Raw genomic sequence first — 16,727 nt, 5'->3', positions numbered from 1 at the left:
TGAAAGCGTAATAAACGGCCGAACTTACTTACCTTGCTTTAATGACAAGCTTGGCGTCATTTGCGAAAGTAAATTAACTAAGGTTTCTATTAGCTCTTTTTGCTCGTTGTCTCTGTGATACGCAATAAATACGTCTCTTGAGGTGTTTTCTACCCCTTTAACATGAAACAACTCACCTTTTTCTAAATGCCCTTCTACCAATACTTGAGGTATAAACGCACTGCCGCCACATTGCAGTATTAAATCAAGTGCAATACGTCCTGTGCTAGTTCTAAAATAAGGAGGGGTTTTTCCAGTAAACTGGCGTGCATGCCAAAGTGAGAAAGTAGTTCCCCAATCAACATACACATACTGATTATCAAAAAAGTTTTCGTTCGTTGCAGTGTCGTATCCGCTTACTGGAATGATTGGCAACTCACAGATTCGCTCTACTACTAACTCGTCTACTTTTGGTGGATCAAACAATATTGCCAAATCAAGCGTGCGTTCTAATAACAGCCGAGTGCTTTCTTGTTGTGCTTTAACTTCTGCAACCAGCGACACGCCCGGCATCGCCGATACAATATTTGTTATACCAAACTGTAAAAAAGCATCCCAAATATTAGGCGTTCCTGCTAAGCTAATTTGCTTATGCATATTGTCGGCAAGTGCAACATCGACTTTGGCCCGCTGCATGCCCGTAATAATCATTTGTGCATGGGGTAATAAACGCTCGCCAGGTGCTGTAAGTTGAATGTTATTACGCTGGCGAATAAACAAATTAACACCAAGTCCTTGCTCTAATTGGCGAATTCTAAAGCTCACTGCAGACTGCGTAATATAAAGGTTTTCGGCCGCTTTACCAAAGTGACGCGTACGCACTACCTCAACGAATGTTTTTAATAAATCGATATCCAATTTTTTATCCTCACGATAAAAATAATTTGTTTAATAAATTGCCAAACTTGCATCATACTCCAGCTAATTACTAAGGTATGAGGATAAAGCTATGAGCAATAACATTTCATTACTACGCCAAGCATTTGTTAGCCAACGTCAATTTTATGATGATCAAAACTTTCCACGAGGCTTTAGCCGCAGCGGAAACTTCACCTTATTAGAAGCCAGCATACTTGAACAACACGGAGTTGTTTTAAAAGGCTTATACAGTAAAACAATTGAGCCGCAAAACGAACACCAAGAACAGTTTGTAGCAGTCGTAACTGGCTCACAAGAACCTACCAACCCAATCGAACGAGCTTGGGTAAAATACTTAAAACTAACGACTTGCAAAACTAAGTTTCATACTTTATTTGGCCGCTCAAAAATGTCAGGGCCGGCACCGATTAGCCAAGAGTATTATTCAGAAGCGGATAATCTGTAAGTACTTAAGTTATTTGCTTTTTTGCGTTTTAACAGTTACAACTTGTATAAGCAAATATTTTTGCAAAATATAAACAGGGTTGTTCCGTGACGCGAAAAATACTAATAGTTGAAGATACACCTGCAATGGCGCGAGTGCAAAAGCACATCGCGCTTAAGGCTGGTTATGAAGTTGATATAGCTGAGTCATTAGCGCAAACAAAAGAGCTTATAAGTAAAAATAGCTATTTTTGCGCTGTAGTTGACTTCATATTACCTGATGCCCCATCTGGTGAAGCTGTACCTTGTACTATTAATGCAGACATTCCAACTATTGTAATGACGGGCAATATTGATAAAAAAACTCGCGACACTGTAGAAAAATACCCAATCATCGATTACATCATTAAAGAAAACAAACAAGCATACCAATACCTCGAAAAACAATTGCATCGCTTACCCCGCAACGAAAATGTAAAAGTACTGGTTGTTGATGACTCTAAATCGACTCGCCGATACATTTGCAGCCTATTAGTTCGTCACAAATATCAAATTATTGAAGCACAAGACGGAAAAGAAGCATTAAAAATGCTCGAAAATTCACCCGACATTTCAGTCATCATTACTGATAACGAAATGCCAAACATGAATGGTGATGAGTTATGTAGCGAAATTCGCCGCTTATATAGCAACGACGAAAAAGCCATTATTGGTATTTCGGGCTCTGACTATGTAGGGCTTTCTAGTTTATTTTTAAAAAATGGCGCAAACGATTATTTACATAAACCTTTTAATAGTGAAGAGTTTTACTGCAGGCTTAGCCAAAACGTCGATATGTTAGAACTTATAGCCACCATAAGGCGACAAGCCAACACGGATTATTTAACCAATTTACCAAATCGTCGTTACTTTTTTGAAGAAGCTGAAAAATCATTAAAGCAAATAAAACATACTAAAGGTGATGGTGCTTTAGCTATGCTTGATATTGATCACTTTAAATCAATTAACGATACATACGGGCACGATGTTGGCGACGAAGTATTAAAAGGGCTCTCTATTTGCTTCAGTAAATACTTTAAAAAGCACTTAGTAGCGCGCTTGGGTGGTGAAGAGTTTGCGGTTTATTTTATAGATGTAGATAAACAAGAAGCCCTTAAACGCCTTGAAGGATTTAGATACTTTATAGAAGCTAATAGCCATGAGTTTAGTAGCGCTAAGATTAAGTTTACTATTTCAATTGGTTTTGTAAGTGGCTCTGTTTATCAAATTGATGAGCTATTAAAACAGGCCGATTTAAAGCTGTATGACGCTAAAGAAACCGGCCGTAATAAAGTAGTCAGCTAGGCTGTAACACCTACACCTCGGCGGCTGTTATTGCCGCCTTTTTACGTTTGCGTGATTGATGGTAAGAATCCCAACTAAAAATAGCTAGCGCACTCCAAATACATGCAAACGTAACTAATCTCTCAGCGTCAAACACTTCACCGTAAAACACCACTGCCAATATAAACATTAGGCTTGGCCCAATATACTGAAAAAAGCCTAATGTAGTGTATTGCAAACGCTTAGCGGCGCCAGTAAAACACAGCAGTGGTAATGTAGTTACAATACCTGCACTAATCAGTAATGCATTAGTATGCCAATCGTTAGCTGGCAGGCTTGATGTTGCTGTAGGCACCATTAACCACCAATAAATGAGTGCAACAGGCAGTAATATAAGTGCTTCAAGTAAAATGCCAGGTAAGGCTTCAACGGGTAGTTTTTTACGTAACAACCCATAAAGCGCAAACGATATAGCTAATGAAAATGCCACTACCGGAAACGAGCCAAAACTAATTAACTGCAGCACAACACCGGTAAAGGCCAGTGCCACTGCTACACCTTGAAACTTACGCAGGCGTTCACCTAAAAAGAGCATACCCAGTAATACATTTAAAAGAGGGTTTATGTAATAGCCCAAACTCGCATCAAGCATATGGTTATTATTTATAGCCCATATAAATAAACCCCAGTTAAACCCTAGTAATGTTGAGGTAATAACAAGCATAAGCAAAAGCTTAGGCTGAACAATAATGCGTTTAACTTTATCCCAATACTTTAAAACACTTACTACTAGTACTAAAAATACAACCGACCAAACAACCCGATGCATTAAAATTTCAAAGGCAGAAACATGCTGAATTAACTTAAAATATATTGGCGCAAGGCCCCACATAAAAAAAGCAAGACAAGCAAAAATAGCACCTTTACGCTGCTCAGTATCAATCGACATAATAAACACTTAGTGATTTAAAAGGCCGCTAGTTTACTTCCCATACACGTTTTATCCAACTAAATACGTGCCTGTCCCAAAAGCAATTTGAACAGACTGTTCGTTATGTAATTCCATTCGACAAACACACACTTTATTACCTGAGCGAATAAGTGTGGCACTCGCTGTAAAGCTCTCTCCTTTACCAGGGCGCAAATAATCAGTGCGCAAGTCGATAGTCCCAAGCGTGGCTAATTTTGTTTGCACACTTCCTATATCTAAATCGGTGAGCTTATCAATCACGCTTGCTGCAGCGAGCATACCGCCTACATTATCAAGTACGGCTGAAATAACACCACCGTGCAGTATTTTTTGCGCAGGGTTACCAATGAGTACATCCTGCCACGGAAACGTAATTTTGGCCTGTTCAGGGCTCAACGACTCAACCGATATTTGTAAAAACTGGTTAAATGGCATGCCATTTACAAATAATGCGCCCACTTGTTCAATTAACATTTCTTTATTCATTATTATTCTCTATGTTTAAACTGGTACGATGAGTAAAGCATAACTTAAGCAAAACTACGAGGTTCTAGTTAAATCATTTACTTAGCAACCTAACTTTAAGAAAGCAGATCTATCTTAATAAGCGGTTTCAACACTACCAGAGTTTAATTTACTTACAATAGAGTTGAGGTTAATACCAATTAGCTTAATTAAGTGATCTATCTGGAGGTAAGAAAATAGTGTCTATAACAAGGCAAAAACTCGTTATTTAGTTGTTCTATATCAGAAATTTTTAACGCAGCTAGCGTCAGATTTGATCCCTCAAATTGATTAAGTAGTATTGCGGATTGGTATAAGTAACTCAGCTAAAGACATCTCACTAAAAAACCACTAAAATACCCGCCAATGAATACATCAACACCACCTTCTAGCACCCTTGTGCGTAAACCCGAAACTGTCCTCAAACAAGTGTTTGGCTACAGTGAATTTCGCGACGGCCAAAAAACAGTTATTGATGCTGCTATTAACGGCCAAGACTCGCTTGTATTGCTCCCTACTGGCGGCGGAAAATCGGTTTGCTATCAAATACCCGCTTTAGTGCTCGAAGGCGTAACTATTGTCATATCTCCGCTCATATCGCTAATGCAAGATCAGGTAAGTCAACTTCAAGCACTTGGGGTAAAAGCCGCTTACGTAAATAACAGCTTAGCGCGAGAAGAGCAGCAATTGGTGTATCAACAGCTTCATCAGGGGCAAATTAAGCTTTTATATGTGGCACCTGAAAAAGTATTACAACGCGAATTTTTAGAGCGTTTATCGCATTTAAATGTAAGCTTATTTGCCATTGACGAAGCGCATTGTGTGTCGCATTGGGGCCACGATTTTAGGCCTCATTACTTTCGCTTAAACGAATTAAAGCAACGTTTTGCACATGTACCCATGATGGCGCTCACTGCAACTGCCGATAAAGCCACCCGTTTTGATATAGTTGAGCAACTAAAACTACAACAGCCTTATATTCATACTGGCAGCTTTGATCGCCCCAATATTCGCTACACCATAGAAGAAAAATTTAAACCTATGGTACAACTGCTTCGCTACTTAAAAGAGCAAAAAAGCCAAAGCGGTATTATTTATTGCACTAGCCGTAAACGCGTAGACGACATTGCTGAAAAAATTGCAGATGCAGGGCTAAACGCTGCCGCTTACCATGCAGGTATGAGTAACGAGCAACGACAATTTGTACAAACTGGTTTTGCACGTGACGATATACAAATAGTGGTCGCAACCGTTGCCTTTGGTATGGGGATTAATAAACCCAATGTACGCTTTGTATTGCATTACGATATTCCAAAAAGTATCGAGTCGTACTATCAAGAAACGGGGCGTGCTGGGCGAGATGGACTTGCCGCAGAAGCCATAATGTATTTTGACCCAGCTGATATTGGCCGTGTAAGACGCTTTTTTGAAGACATAGACGACGAGCAACGCCGCCGTGTAGAAGAACAACGCTTTAACGCAATGGCAAGCTTTGCAGAAGCACAAACGTGTCGCCGCCAAATATTGCTTAACTATTTTAGTGAGTATCAGCGCGAACCTTGTGGTAACTGCGATATTTGTCTAAATCCACCTAAAAGCTTTGACGGTACATTGGTTGCCCAACAAGCGCTTTCTTGTGTGTATAGAGCTGACCAGCGCTTTGGTCTTGGGTACATTGTTGAATTACTACGTGGTGCAAATACTAGCCGCATACGCGATAACAATCATCATGAGCTAAGCACTTACGGCATAGGTAAAGATAAAAGCAGTGAATTTTGGCTTAGTATTTTACGCCAACTTATTCATCAAGGCTTACTTAGCCAAGATATAACGCAAGGTGCGTCACTTAGGTTAACCGAAGCCGCGCGTGCAATTTTAAAAGGTGAGTACGCACTGCAATTAGCCGAGCCACGCCTGCAAGCCAAACACGTTTATCAAGATAAATTAGCACAATTTAATTACGACAAAAAACTGTTTGCTCGCCTGCGCGCACTACGTAAAGAACTTGCTGATGCCGATGATGTACCACCTTATGTGGTATTTAATGATAAAACGCTAGCCGAAATGGCGCAGCTTATGCCAACAAACGACAGTGAATTTTTAAAAGTGTCGGGTGTGGGTTTTACTAAGTTAAATAAGTACGGCGGCGAATTTTTAACTGCAATTCGCAATTACCTAGCTACAAATTAAGAATGTTATGACCCAAATAGAATATGACCACGCCCATAAATACATTTTAATTACGCCAGTCGAGCCTCCACACGATGAAGACTTTGAACTGTGGAGCACACTCTTTTTACACTCAGACGATGTAACACTCAATGAGTATTCTGCAGGCGCCGATCGCCATCAAGTCCGCTTTACCTATAATCAGCAGACCTTTAATTTAAACTATGAGCATTACAGCCAAAGTATTTGGATTAATGCCGAAGGCCATGAAGCTGAGCACTTATTAGCAGCTTTAGCATTTTATTTAAGTTAGCTTTTAATACCCCGCCCACAGGCGGTTCTAAACCAGGTTGGTTATTAACATAAGTGAATATGAGTAACAATTAATTAGTTTCAAAATCCATACCTTTTACTTACATTATAATAACAATGATGTAAGCTGATATTACGATAGTCATTTGCTACGTAGCAGTAAAGAGGTTTAATGGTGAACAAGAAATGGATAGCACAATGTTGTATTAGCTTAACGGTTTTAAGCTTTTATGTGCCTAATGCATTCGCACAACAATCTTCAACGAAAACTGATAACTGCCTTGTAGAACAGACAGATTTAAGCACAAATAAAAACTTACGCCGAGAAGTTCAAGACAAAACAACCCTCACGCACAGTAATAGTAACGCTAAAATAGCCTCAATAAAGCTCAAGCAACTTAATGTATTTAATACTGAGCTTGAAGAGGAAAATAATGCCCTATTCCGATTTGCTAACCGCGCTCATATTCAAACAGAGCCCGATGTCATTAATAACCTTTTATTATTCTCCCCTGGTGACAAGTACGATGCTAAAAAGCTTGCAGAGTCTGAGCGCCTACTTCGTAAAGAAAGCTACTTATATGATGCACAAATTAGTGCAATCGAAAACTGCGACGGTGACGTTAATGTAGAAGTGGTTACCCGCGACTTATGGACACTTTTACCTGAAGTAAACTTTAGCCGTAGCGGCGGAGAAAATAAATCGAGTATAGGTTTTAGAGAATCAAACCTGCTTGGTTGGGGGAAGCGCCTTTCTTTGTCACGCACGACCGACAGCGATCGTAGCGGTTATTTATTTGTTTACGACGATCCTAATATTTTATCTACTCGCTACCGCGGCCGTTTAGAGTACGCTGATAACAGCGATGGCAAGCGCCATTTACTTGAGCTAACCTATCCATTTTACGCGATAGACACCCCTTTTAGTTACGGTATTTTAAGCTATTCTGAGCAGCGCGAAGAGTCACTATATAAACGCGGCGAAGAGTTTAGCGAATTTGATCAAACTACCGATTTAAACCGTGCATTTATAGGACACTCTAAAGCGCTTAATAATAATTGGACCCAACGCTTAACCTTAGGTTATACCGACGAGCAGCATACCTTTGAAGCTATAGACACTACATTTGCACCACTTGCCGATGACAGAAGTTTAAGTTATCCCTTTATAAGCGGCCATTGGTTTGAAGATAACTACATAAAAGTACGCAATTTTGACAGTATATCTCGCACTGAGGATTTAAACTTAGGTTGGAATATTAAAAGCTTAATTGGCTATTCAGACGAATCATTAAGTAATGACGACAGCCGCGCGGTGTATTCTTTTAACTTTAAAAAAGCCCACTTTACTAACGATAATACCTTATGGCGTTTTAGTGCTGATATTGATGGCTATTGGAATAAAGAACAGAAAAAACTCGAAAACTTTATGGCCACCAGCCAAGTACAATATTATTTAAATACCAGTGAAGACCAATCTTGGTATGTTAAAGCCCGCGTGCAATACGCAAAAAACCTTACTGCTGATCAACAGCTTACTTTAGGCGGCGAAACAGGCCTGCGTGGTTACCCTATGGATTATCAACATGGCGACCGCAGCTTTTTAGTTAATCTAGAAAAGCGCTATTACTGGGAGTACGATTTACTACAACTATTTAAAGTGGGTGGCGCAGCTTTTGTGGATGTGGGCAGAGCATGGTTTAACGATAAAGATAATGGTGAAAACGCACATGTATTAAAAAATATAGGCGTGGGTCTTCGTTTAGCACCGAGTCGTGCAAATTCAGGAACCATGATTCACATTGATATTGCAGCCCCAGTTGATAGCTACGATGACGTAGACTCAGTACAGTGGTTAGTGAGCGTTAAAAATACTTTTTAAATAATACAAACGCGTTAAACTAATACCAATTGCATTAAATTAAATTGGTATAAAAGTTCAGGGTCTAATGTGGAAATAATAGAAGTTTTAGAATTGTTTGCATCACAATATAAGTTGATTGTAACTATAATCGCTATTTTGGTTTTCCCTCTGCTATTAAAAATAACCAAAAAATTACTCGAAAAAGCAATTAAGGGGAAAGTTGATTTACACCGAAAATATCGTGCAGAGCTCTTACTAAAAATTATACTCGCCTTTGTCGTGCTGTGTTTAGTTTTAGTATTTTGGGGTATAGAGCTGCGTGGCTTATTGGTTTTAGGCTCCTCTTTATTCGCTATGTTGGGCGTAGCACTATTCGCTGCCTGGTCATTATTGAGTAACCTCACCGCATTTTTACTAATGTTTATTCAAAACGATTGCCGTGTTGGCTATTGGGTACGAATTATTGATGGTGCGAATCATATTGAAGGGCGCATTGTTGAAATGGGCTTAATGAATGTAGTACTTGAGCATATTGATGGGCACCGTGTAATTTACCCTAATAATTTATTTGTGACACGCCCTGTCATGGTTTTAAATAAAGAACCAAAGCCAACAAAAGCTCCCGTTATAAAGCGTATTATTGGCCCTAAAAAACATAGTTAAAAAAGTAATAGTCACAAAAAAGCCGCAGTAAGTAATTAACTTCTGCGGCTTTTTTAATGCTTAACTAACCACAATTAAGACTAGGGCGTGTTGATCTTTGATGGTGGAATTTGCAGCAGTATGTTTGGTTTTTAGGCAAGGCAGAGCCTATGAAGTGTGGTTACTCCCCATAAATAGGCGATAACGCAGCATAAATGCCAAACATGCGCTGCCCTTCGGGTTCTGCCTAGGGGCGATAAACTCTTTGTTACTCGGTTTTTACTTAGCCCACTAGGTTACAAACCTCGCGCCGCGATTTAATCGCCCCTAGATTGAACAAATTTCAATCCGCAAAGTTAAACACGCCCTAGCTATTAGTTATTTAGTTCAGCTGTTTTAAGCTCGTCATCTAAATCGTTTATCTCATCAATAAAGTTCTCTAGTTGCTGCTCTACTAAACTATTGTCATTTGCAAAGTAAGCAAGGTGGAATACCGCATCACCTTCATTTACCAATGGCATAGTTTGCTGACCAATAACAATACCGCCTTTAGGCGCTAAAAGCTCAAGCTCAGAGTCACCTAGTGGGCTACTAATATAAGCAAGTACTTGCCCTTTAGTTACATGCTCCCCTAGTGATACTTGTGCACGCACAATGCCATCAACTTCGGCACGTATCCAACTAGTTGAACCTGCAATAATAGGATCTGGTAACTTTTTAGGACGCTTGCCACGGATCATTTTTAAATGACGCATAACATAATCAACACCCTGTACACCGGCCGCAATTGCGATTGGATCAAAACGCAGTGCTTCACCAGCTTCATAGGTTATAACCGGTATACCTAGGTTTGCAGCTTCACTTCGTAATGAGCCATTACGCAATGATGCATCTATAACCGCTGGCGTGCCGAATGCTTTAGCCATTTCAGCGGTTGCTTCATCAGCTAAGTTAGCGCGAATTTGCGGTAAGTTAGTTCGATGAATAGCGCCAGTATGTAAATCAATAATGTGGGTACAATGTATTGCCACTTGATTAAAAAACATATAAGCCATACGCCCAGCAAGTGAGCCACGCTCAGAACCTGGAAAGCTACGGTTCATATCACGTCTGTCTGGTAAGTAACGCGATTTATGAATAAAGCCAAACACATTCACAATAGGCACAGCGATTATTGTGCCGCGCAGTTGGCTTGGGTCTATTTTAGCAATTAACTGACGCACAACTTCTACGCCATTTAGCTCATCACCATGAATAGCCGCACACACCATAAGCACAGGACCTTCCATTACACCGTTAACCACTTCAATAGGAATATTAAGTGGTGAATGGGTATAAAGTTTAGCTGCCTCTAAGGCAAGTGTTTTACGCTCGCCTACGCCTACACTCTCTCCTAATAAGGAAAAAGGACGGTTAATTTTAACCTTTGCCACGTGTTGCTGTTCCTTTACTTGAAGCATTTTTTTCGATGAAATCAATCACCATGCCTGCAATGTCTTTACCTGTTGCTATTTCAATGCCCTCTAAACCTGGTGATGAGTTTACTTCCATCACAAGTGGTCCACGAGATGAGCGAAGTAAATCAACTCCCGCTACGTTCAAGCCCATTGATTTAGCCGCCGCTACTGCCGTTTTACGTTCTTCTGGAGTAATACGAACTAATGTAGCACTACCGCCACGGTGAAGGTTAGAACGGAACTCACCTTCTTGTGCTTGGCGCTTCATAGCTGCTATTACTTTATCGCCTAATACGAAACAACGTATATCGGCACCACCCGCTTCCTTAATGTATTCCTGAACCATAATATTAGCTTTTAAGCCCATAAATGCTTCAATAACGCTTTCTGCCGCTTTGCGTGTTTCAGCAAGTACAACACCAATGCCTTGTGTGCCTTCAAGTAATTTAATTACAACAGGTGCACCGCCTACCATTTCTAGTAAGTCTTTTACATCATCTGGTTTGCTAGCAAAACCTGTTACTGGCATACCAACGCCTTTGCGCGAAAGTAACTGAAGTGAGCGTAATTTATCGCGCGAACGAGAAATAGCGACTGATTCGTTTACAGGGTAAACACCCATCATTTCAAACTGACGAAGTACCGAACAGCCATAAAATGTAACCGATGCACCAATACGCGGGACGATTGCGTCAAATTCTTTTAAGTTTTCACCGCGATAGTGAATTTCTGGTTGCTCAGAGTTGATATTCATATAACAGCGCAATGCATCAATCACTTTAACTTCGTGACCGCGTGCCTCTGCCGCCTCAATTAAGCGACGTGTTGAATATAATTTTCTGTTGCGAGATAAAATACCGATTTTCATAGTTAAACCTTACGACCTAATAGTTGAGATAAAGCCGGGTCAACGACTATACGATTTTCCATGGCTGTACGCCCTAATAACATTCTAAACTTCATTGTTGCACGGCTTGTTAAAGTAAGCTCGATAGGCCAGCTGTGCTCGCCTGCATGCAATGTAGTTTCTATAAAGTAACGTAACTCTTTTTGCCCACTTGAGCTGGTTACGTACTTCATTTTTTTAACTTTTGCATTGCAAGTGACTTGCGTTTGCTCATCATCTTGCAGTGGCTGGGCCGTAAATTTAACCCATTTTTCTGAGTCAACTTCGTATTCTTCAATGTTAATTGCATGAATACATGAAGTGCGAGCGCCAGTATCAATTTTTGCTTTTATCTCGTTAATACCAAGCTCAGGTAAACTTAACCACTCACGCCAACCAACTGTGATCTTTGCTGTCATAAATGTGCCCTTAATAAAAAAGTGACTTATACGCTACAGGTAAAAAAACACCAACGAAATAAATTTATCTAGTCGATTAGTAAATTAAATTGATCTTTTTAAACAACTGGTCACACAATGCACGCCTTGCTGAATAGTACTTTATGCCACTTTACTCAGCCCAAAGGCTCTGCATATATTTTGCTATTTAAGCTTAACTTATTAAAAATAAAGGTAAGTTTAAAATACTTAAGTAGATACACTATAGTTAACGGTATTAAAAATACACTATTATGAGAAATAATTATGATTAATGGTTTACTACATGCACTTGTACTTGATGGACAAGGCGGCGCTCGCCCTATTGAAAGCACTAATGAGCTAAATAGCTGGCAACCAAGCCACGGAAAACTTTGGGTGCACATGGACTATAGCCAAAGCGAGGCTGTTGAGTGGCTCAAGGCACAACCTCATTTAAACGACTACGAATTAGAGTCCTTAATTGCTGATGAAACACGCCCGCGTATCACATCAACGACTAACGGACATATGTTATTTTTACGTGGTGTAAATTTAAATCCAGCACAAAGCCCTGAAGACATGGTTTCAATTCGTTTATTTATTAGCGAAGACATTCTTATTACTACCCGCAAGCGTCGTTTATTATCGGTGCAAGATACGCTCACCTGTTTAAATGAAAATAAAGGCCCATGCAATATTTCTGAGCTAGTATGCTCTATTACACAAAAACTAACTTCTCGCATGCAAAGCGTTATTGACTCACTAGATGAAACACTCGACGAGTTTGAAGAAGAAATAGATGAACCAAGTAAAAAGTTTGATAACCAAGGTTTATCACAGTTGCGCCGTCAAACAATTGCCTTAAAGCGTTATTTAAAACCGCAAAAAGAAGCCCTTAGCTCAATGGTAAATAATCACTACCCGTGGCTGTTAGATGACGATAAAGCAAAATTAAACGAAACAACAAACTTACTTATTCGTTATTTAGAGGAGCTTGATAGCTCTATTGAACGTGCGCAAATCATTCAGCAAACAATCACTAACCAAGTGTCTGAGCAATTAAATCAGCGTATGTATGTAATGTCGGTTGTAGCTGCATTGTTTTTACCTTTAGGCTTTTTAACCGGCCTGTTAGGCGTAAACGTAGGAGGTATTCCGGGTACCGAGAGCCCCTATGCGTTTAGTGCGTTTGTTATATTTTTGATTGTACTTACTGGCGGTATTGGTGTGTATTTTAAAAATAAAAAATGGTTATAAATTAAGTTTATACATTTAAAAAGCATTAAAAAAGCATTAAAAAAGCCACTCAGCTTTAAACTGAGTGGCTTTCTAAACTACTAAATAATTAGTTAGTTTTACGCGTATAACTAACGTCAGTCATTGTTACTTTAGCTTTTGTAATTCCTAAATCTTTAAAGCACTCTTTAAATGAATCTGAGTTTCCTGACTCGCCACACTCATCTAGTGTATATGGGTCTTGTGATTGTAAATAATTACCAAACTTAAAGTAAGATTCTGAATCATCTTCTACCGGAATACCAAAGGTAGTACCTAATGCAGTCACATCTACATCACCGTAATTATTAACTACTTTTAGATTGAATGAACCACCACTTCTGATAGTACCTAGTGCATGCTTTTCTTCTTTACCACTGGTGTTACGCAGGCGAACATAAACGTCAAAAATCCCGTTATCGGCTACGCTATCATCAAAACCTGATTCATCAGTATCTGAAACATATACTTTTGAAATCGTACCCGTATCGCTAGCGTGGTGCTGAGAAATAATCGTTTTACCACCATCTGACATTTCAACTTTTACAGTTGCCTCAAAAACCTCATAGGTTTCAGTCATTGCAACACGTGCACTTTCTTTTACTTTATATTCATGACGCCAGCCATTCCCGTTTGGAGTGATATGACGCGCTTCTAGAGGAACAAACTCTAAAGTGTCGCTATTTACTAATGGATGAGGATCGTTACCTTCAAGGTCAAAAATACTACCGTTGGTGATGTTGCTTGCTATACCTGAGCCACCACCAGTATCACCACCACCTGTGTCTCCGCCGCCAGAAGAACTACCCTTAGTTAACGAAAAGTCATCAAAACGAACATCGCTTGAGCTCTTATCATGCTTAGCAAATACTTGTAGCGAACCTGTATTAGCTGTGGTGAAAGTTTTAGATACTTTTGTCCACGAAGAAACGTTAAATTTCTCACTTTTAAACAAACCATTAAGATCGTTAATGCCGATTTGTCCCTTGCCAAGTACGTACGCACTTAACGTGTACTGAGTATTTCGATCTACATCTACATTTTGGTAAACACGCCCTGGGCTACCTTGAATTTTTAATGATTTAGAGCCCTTGTAAGCACTACCTGAAATAGCCGCTGGTTCTGTTTCATTCCAGTTATTCCAACCATCTTCAAATCCAGCATTATTAACAGTTGCCGCTTGTACAAAACTTGAGCTAGCAGTCATTGCTGCAAGCATAAATAGGGATTTTTGGTTAATCATTATCTTTATTTCTCCAAACCTGTACATGAAAAAATCTTACTACATGGCTATAAATGAGTATTTCACTTGAGCCTAGATCACCGCCTGCAAACAGGTTTTAACTTGTGTTTTTATGTGTAATTGGTAATAAGTTAAATGTAAAAAAAACCATTCCTGGTTTACAAGTAAATATTACCAATGATTATTGCCAGCTGGGCTGAGACACAAGTTATATTGCTTGTAATAAATTTGCAACAATTTATTTAATAGGTAATAAGTATTGATTTCATTTAGATTCATTAAATCAACAATAAATAAAAATACATGAAAACAAACACTTAAAAACAATCACTATCAAAAAAATAACAAACCCCAGATAAGGAACAAAATATAAAATAATGAAAAAGCATTAAATATAACTTTAATTGGTAATTTATTAAAAATTCAAAATCGTATTTCTTGTGATAACAAAATTGGTTTTCATTTTATTTTATGCAGTAAAGCTTACGTTCAGTTTAATTAATTAGAATACCACTGGTTAACCAATTAATTTAGACTGTTTATATAAAATAAAACAAAATAATGGCAGAACGAAATGCATTTGAAATAAGAATTTAAAGATGAAAGTATTATTATATTAGTGAAGGGTAGCTTAAAAAACTTAAGAGGTGTTTGAGTTCAGTGAAGGTGAATATTTTATTTTTTATAGATAATTTATTAATAATATTTATACAAAACATACCAATAAGTTTTAAATAAATTATTGAAAACACCTAGAAGGTTGATTCAATTTAGTTCGAATTAAAAGCTTCAGCAGAACTCGGCATGTTACCCTTTGCGGATTGAAATTAGTTTAATCTAGGGGCGGTTAAATCGCGGCGCGGGGTTTGTAATCAAGCGGGCTCGGTAACTACTCCTGCGTTACGCTACTGGCTTACTTCCATGTGAAAATAAGTAAAAACCGAGCAAAGCTTCCGCGTCCTGTTCACGCCCCTTACCACATCCATTTAGGCAACAAAGAGTAATCGTCCCTAGAAAAAACCTGAGGGGAAGCGCATGTTTGGTAGCACGCTTTTACAGGCATTAAAAAAGACGAACACTTTGCAATGATCGCCTTTTTTATAACAGTCAGCTAATTACTCTTGAAAGTAAGTACCCCAACCATCGTACTCAACTTCGCACTCAACGGCTAGTTGCGCTAGCTTATCAACGTCTTCCATAATAACGTCTACGTCTAGCTCAGCTTCAACTACAATGTCAAAGCTCCAAATTTTGTTACCGTCTTCAAGCTCAAGCTCTGCTGGTTCTTCAACATCGTAACCCAATTTAAAAGCAGCAAGTGCAGCTTGCTCTAACTTAGGAAAGTCTTCACACACAAAGTGGTGCTCTACTTCATAAAGTATTTCAGGGTCTGACCCATCTTCAAGTAGTGAACTTACGATGTCTTCACTTATTTCACGCCAGTTTTCCATTATTTTTCTCTCACTTGAGCATCTAATTCAGTTATTTTAGCAGCCATAATGCTATGCACGCTTTTAGCATGCTCACGCGCGCTAATTTCTTTATCAAGCGGTATAGGCGCTAACATTTCGATGTGAATTGTACCATTATCCCAACGATTTAGCTTAATGGTTTTATGTGTTGTATTCATACATACCGGAATTATGGGTACATCTGCGCTCATTGCGGTGTGAAATGCACCCGTTTTGAATGGTAGTACCCCTCTTCCATAGCTTCGTGTGCCTTCTGGAAACATCCATACAGATAAGCCATTATTTTTAATTTTTTCGGCTGCTTTTGAGATAGTTCCTGCCGCTTTAGAGCGATTCGATCTGTCTATTAATATATTACCCGACAACCAATAAAGCTGACCAAAAAATGGGATCCACTTTAAGCTCTTTTTACCCAAACTTACGCAGTTTTTTGGCACCATTGCTGGCACTGTAAATAAGTCGTAGCTATTTTGATGATTAGCAACATAAACTGCAGGACCTGGATCAACGGCATCTTTATGACGTGTTAGAACTAGCTTAACGCCAACCATTTTAGCCATTGAGCCAAACCAACCCGCTATAATATGTACATTATTAGGGTGAAATGGTCTTACAATCGAAAGTAATAAACCAAAAATACAACTGAATAATATAAACAGCAGCATAATAAAAACGCGTATAACAGCTAGCAAATGGGCTTCTCCAAAAATGAATTATAATTATTATAGCGTTATTTTGTGACACAAACGAGTCAATAGCGCACAAGTGTACGCTGAAATATTTAAGCTGCTTGTTTTAATATTGCTTTAAAATGGTTTTAAAACAAAAACGGCCTGCAAATGCAGACCGT

16 protein-coding genes are annotated in these 16,727 nt (G+C 39.0%); 7 read left to right on the top strand and 9 right to left on the bottom strand.

Going from position 1 to position 16,727, the window contains the following annotated elements; genetic code table 11:
• Positions 1 to 24: 24 nt before the first annotated feature.
• A complete protein-coding gene (locus I6F47_RS09500; protein WP_010553277.1) occupies positions 25 to 897 on the bottom strand; it encodes a LysR family transcriptional regulator in 873 nt (290 codons plus the stop codon).
• A gap of 91 nt (positions 898 to 988) precedes the next feature.
• Here I6F47_RS09500 and I6F47_RS09495 point away from each other — a divergent pair, with 91 nt between their 5' ends.
• Both I6F47_RS09495 and I6F47_RS09490 read left to right on the top strand, forming a co-directional pair.
• Positions 989 to 1,363 (top strand): DUF413 domain-containing protein, encoded by a 375-nt coding sequence (locus tag I6F47_RS09495; protein WP_002961378.1) that lies wholly within the window; start codon positions 989 to 991, stop codon positions 1,361 to 1,363.
• A gap of 86 nt (positions 1,364 to 1,449) precedes the next feature.
• Positions 1,450 to 2,685 (top strand): diguanylate cyclase, encoded by a 1,236-nt coding sequence (locus tag I6F47_RS09490; protein ID WP_197183738.1) that lies wholly within the window; start codon positions 1,450 to 1,452, stop codon positions 2,683 to 2,685.
• A gap of 10 nt (positions 2,686 to 2,695) precedes the next feature.
• Here I6F47_RS09490 and rarD read toward each other — a convergent pair whose 3' ends face one another.
• Both rarD and I6F47_RS09480 read right to left on the bottom strand, forming a co-directional pair.
• Positions 2,696 to 3,613 carry an EamA family transporter RarD gene (gene rarD, locus I6F47_RS09485; protein ID WP_101216526.1) on the bottom strand — a complete coding sequence of 306 codons (918 nt, stop codon included), beginning with the start codon at positions 3,611 to 3,613 and terminating at the stop codon, positions 2,696 to 2,698.
• 51 nt (positions 3,614 to 3,664) lie between these two features.
• The gene (locus I6F47_RS09480) at positions 3,665 to 4,120 is read right to left on the bottom strand and encodes a thioesterase family protein (protein ID WP_007583728.1); all 456 of its coding nucleotides are present in this window, start codon (positions 4,118 to 4,120) and stop codon (positions 3,665 to 3,667) included.
• A gap of 384 nt (positions 4,121 to 4,504) precedes the next feature.
• On the opposite strand from I6F47_RS09480, the gene recQ reads away from it, so the two are divergent.
• The 4 genes from recQ (at position 4,505) to I6F47_RS09460 (ending at position 9,146) form a co-directional block, all read left to right on the top strand.
• On the top strand, positions 4,505 to 6,328 hold the full coding sequence (gene recQ / locus I6F47_RS09475; RefSeq protein WP_010553279.1) for a DNA helicase RecQ: 1,824 nt from the start codon (positions 4,505 to 4,507) through the stop codon (positions 6,326 to 6,328).
• Positions 6,329 to 6,335: 7 nt separating this feature from the next.
• Complete coding sequence (locus I6F47_RS09470) at positions 6,336 to 6,620, top strand: DUF3630 family protein (protein WP_007583724.1); 285 nt, start codon at positions 6,336 to 6,338, stop codon at positions 6,618 to 6,620.
• A gap of 171 nt (positions 6,621 to 6,791) precedes the next feature.
• Positions 6,792 to 8,501: a ShlB/FhaC/HecB family hemolysin secretion/activation protein gene (locus I6F47_RS09465; protein WP_024609055.1), complete on the top strand. Its 1,710-nt coding sequence runs from the start codon at positions 6,792 to 6,794 to the stop codon at positions 8,499 to 8,501.
• Positions 8,502 to 8,570: 69 nt separating this feature from the next.
• Positions 8,571 to 9,146: a mechanosensitive ion channel domain-containing protein gene (locus I6F47_RS09460; RefSeq protein WP_010553281.1), complete on the top strand. Its 576-nt coding sequence runs from the start codon at positions 8,571 to 8,573 to the stop codon at positions 9,144 to 9,146.
• Between the two features lie 353 nt (positions 9,147 to 9,499).
• Here the strand turns inward: I6F47_RS09460 and I6F47_RS09455 are convergent, their stop codons facing one another.
• The 3 genes from I6F47_RS09455 to I6F47_RS09445 are packed head-to-tail and all read right to left on the bottom strand — an operon-like array spanning position 9,500 to position 11,887.
• On the bottom strand, positions 9,500 to 10,558 hold the full coding sequence (locus I6F47_RS09455) for a succinylglutamate desuccinylase/aspartoacylase family protein (protein WP_007585786.1): 1,059 nt from the start codon (positions 10,556 to 10,558) through the stop codon (positions 9,500 to 9,502).
• Positions 10,545 to 11,450, bottom strand: a complete 906-nt coding sequence (gene rimK, locus I6F47_RS09450; protein WP_002961977.1) for a 30S ribosomal protein S6--L-glutamate ligase — start codon at positions 11,448 to 11,450, stop codon at positions 10,545 to 10,547. The genes I6F47_RS09455 and rimK overlap by 14 nt, the downstream gene beginning before the upstream one ends.
• 2 nt (positions 11,451 to 11,452) lie before the next feature.
• On the bottom strand, positions 11,453 to 11,887 hold the full coding sequence (locus tag I6F47_RS09445; RefSeq protein WP_002961974.1) for an ATP-dependent zinc protease family protein: 435 nt from the start codon (positions 11,885 to 11,887) through the stop codon (positions 11,453 to 11,455).
• Positions 11,888 to 12,172: 285 nt separating this feature from the next.
• Here I6F47_RS09445 and I6F47_RS09440 point away from each other — a divergent pair, with 285 nt between their 5' ends.
• Entirely contained in the window at positions 12,173 to 13,144 is a 972-nt protein-coding gene (locus I6F47_RS09440) for a zinc transporter ZntB (protein ID WP_007585782.1), read from the top strand.
• 88 nt (positions 13,145 to 13,232) lie between these two features.
• Here I6F47_RS09440 and I6F47_RS09435 read toward each other — a convergent pair whose 3' ends face one another.
• From I6F47_RS09435 to I6F47_RS09425, 3 genes are all read right to left on the bottom strand, one after another.
• Positions 13,233 to 14,405, bottom strand: a complete 1,173-nt coding sequence (locus I6F47_RS09435) for a polysaccharide lyase family 7 protein (RefSeq protein ID WP_197183737.1) — start codon at positions 14,403 to 14,405, stop codon at positions 13,233 to 13,235.
• Between the two features lie 1,115 nt (positions 14,406 to 15,520).
• Positions 15,521 to 15,856, bottom strand: a complete 336-nt coding sequence (rraB, locus tag I6F47_RS09430) for a ribonuclease E inhibitor RraB (protein WP_007585369.1) — start codon at positions 15,854 to 15,856, stop codon at positions 15,521 to 15,523.
• The gene (locus tag I6F47_RS09425; protein ID WP_197183736.1) at positions 15,856 to 16,569 is read right to left on the bottom strand and encodes a 1-acylglycerol-3-phosphate O-acyltransferase; all 714 of its coding nucleotides are present in this window, start codon (positions 16,567 to 16,569) and stop codon (positions 15,856 to 15,858) included. Before I6F47_RS09425 ends, rraB begins: the two co-directional genes overlap by 1 nt.
• Between the last annotated feature and the right edge of the window lie 158 nt (positions 16,570 to 16,727).

This window comes from Pseudoalteromonas sp. NZS37 (assembly GCF_015864265.1).
In the GTDB taxonomy this organism is placed as follows: Bacteria; Pseudomonadota; Gammaproteobacteria; order Enterobacterales; family Alteromonadaceae; genus Pseudoalteromonas; species Pseudoalteromonas arctica.
Note: the sequence above shows the minus strand (reverse complement) of the source record. Positions and strands in the feature narration are given on the sequence as shown.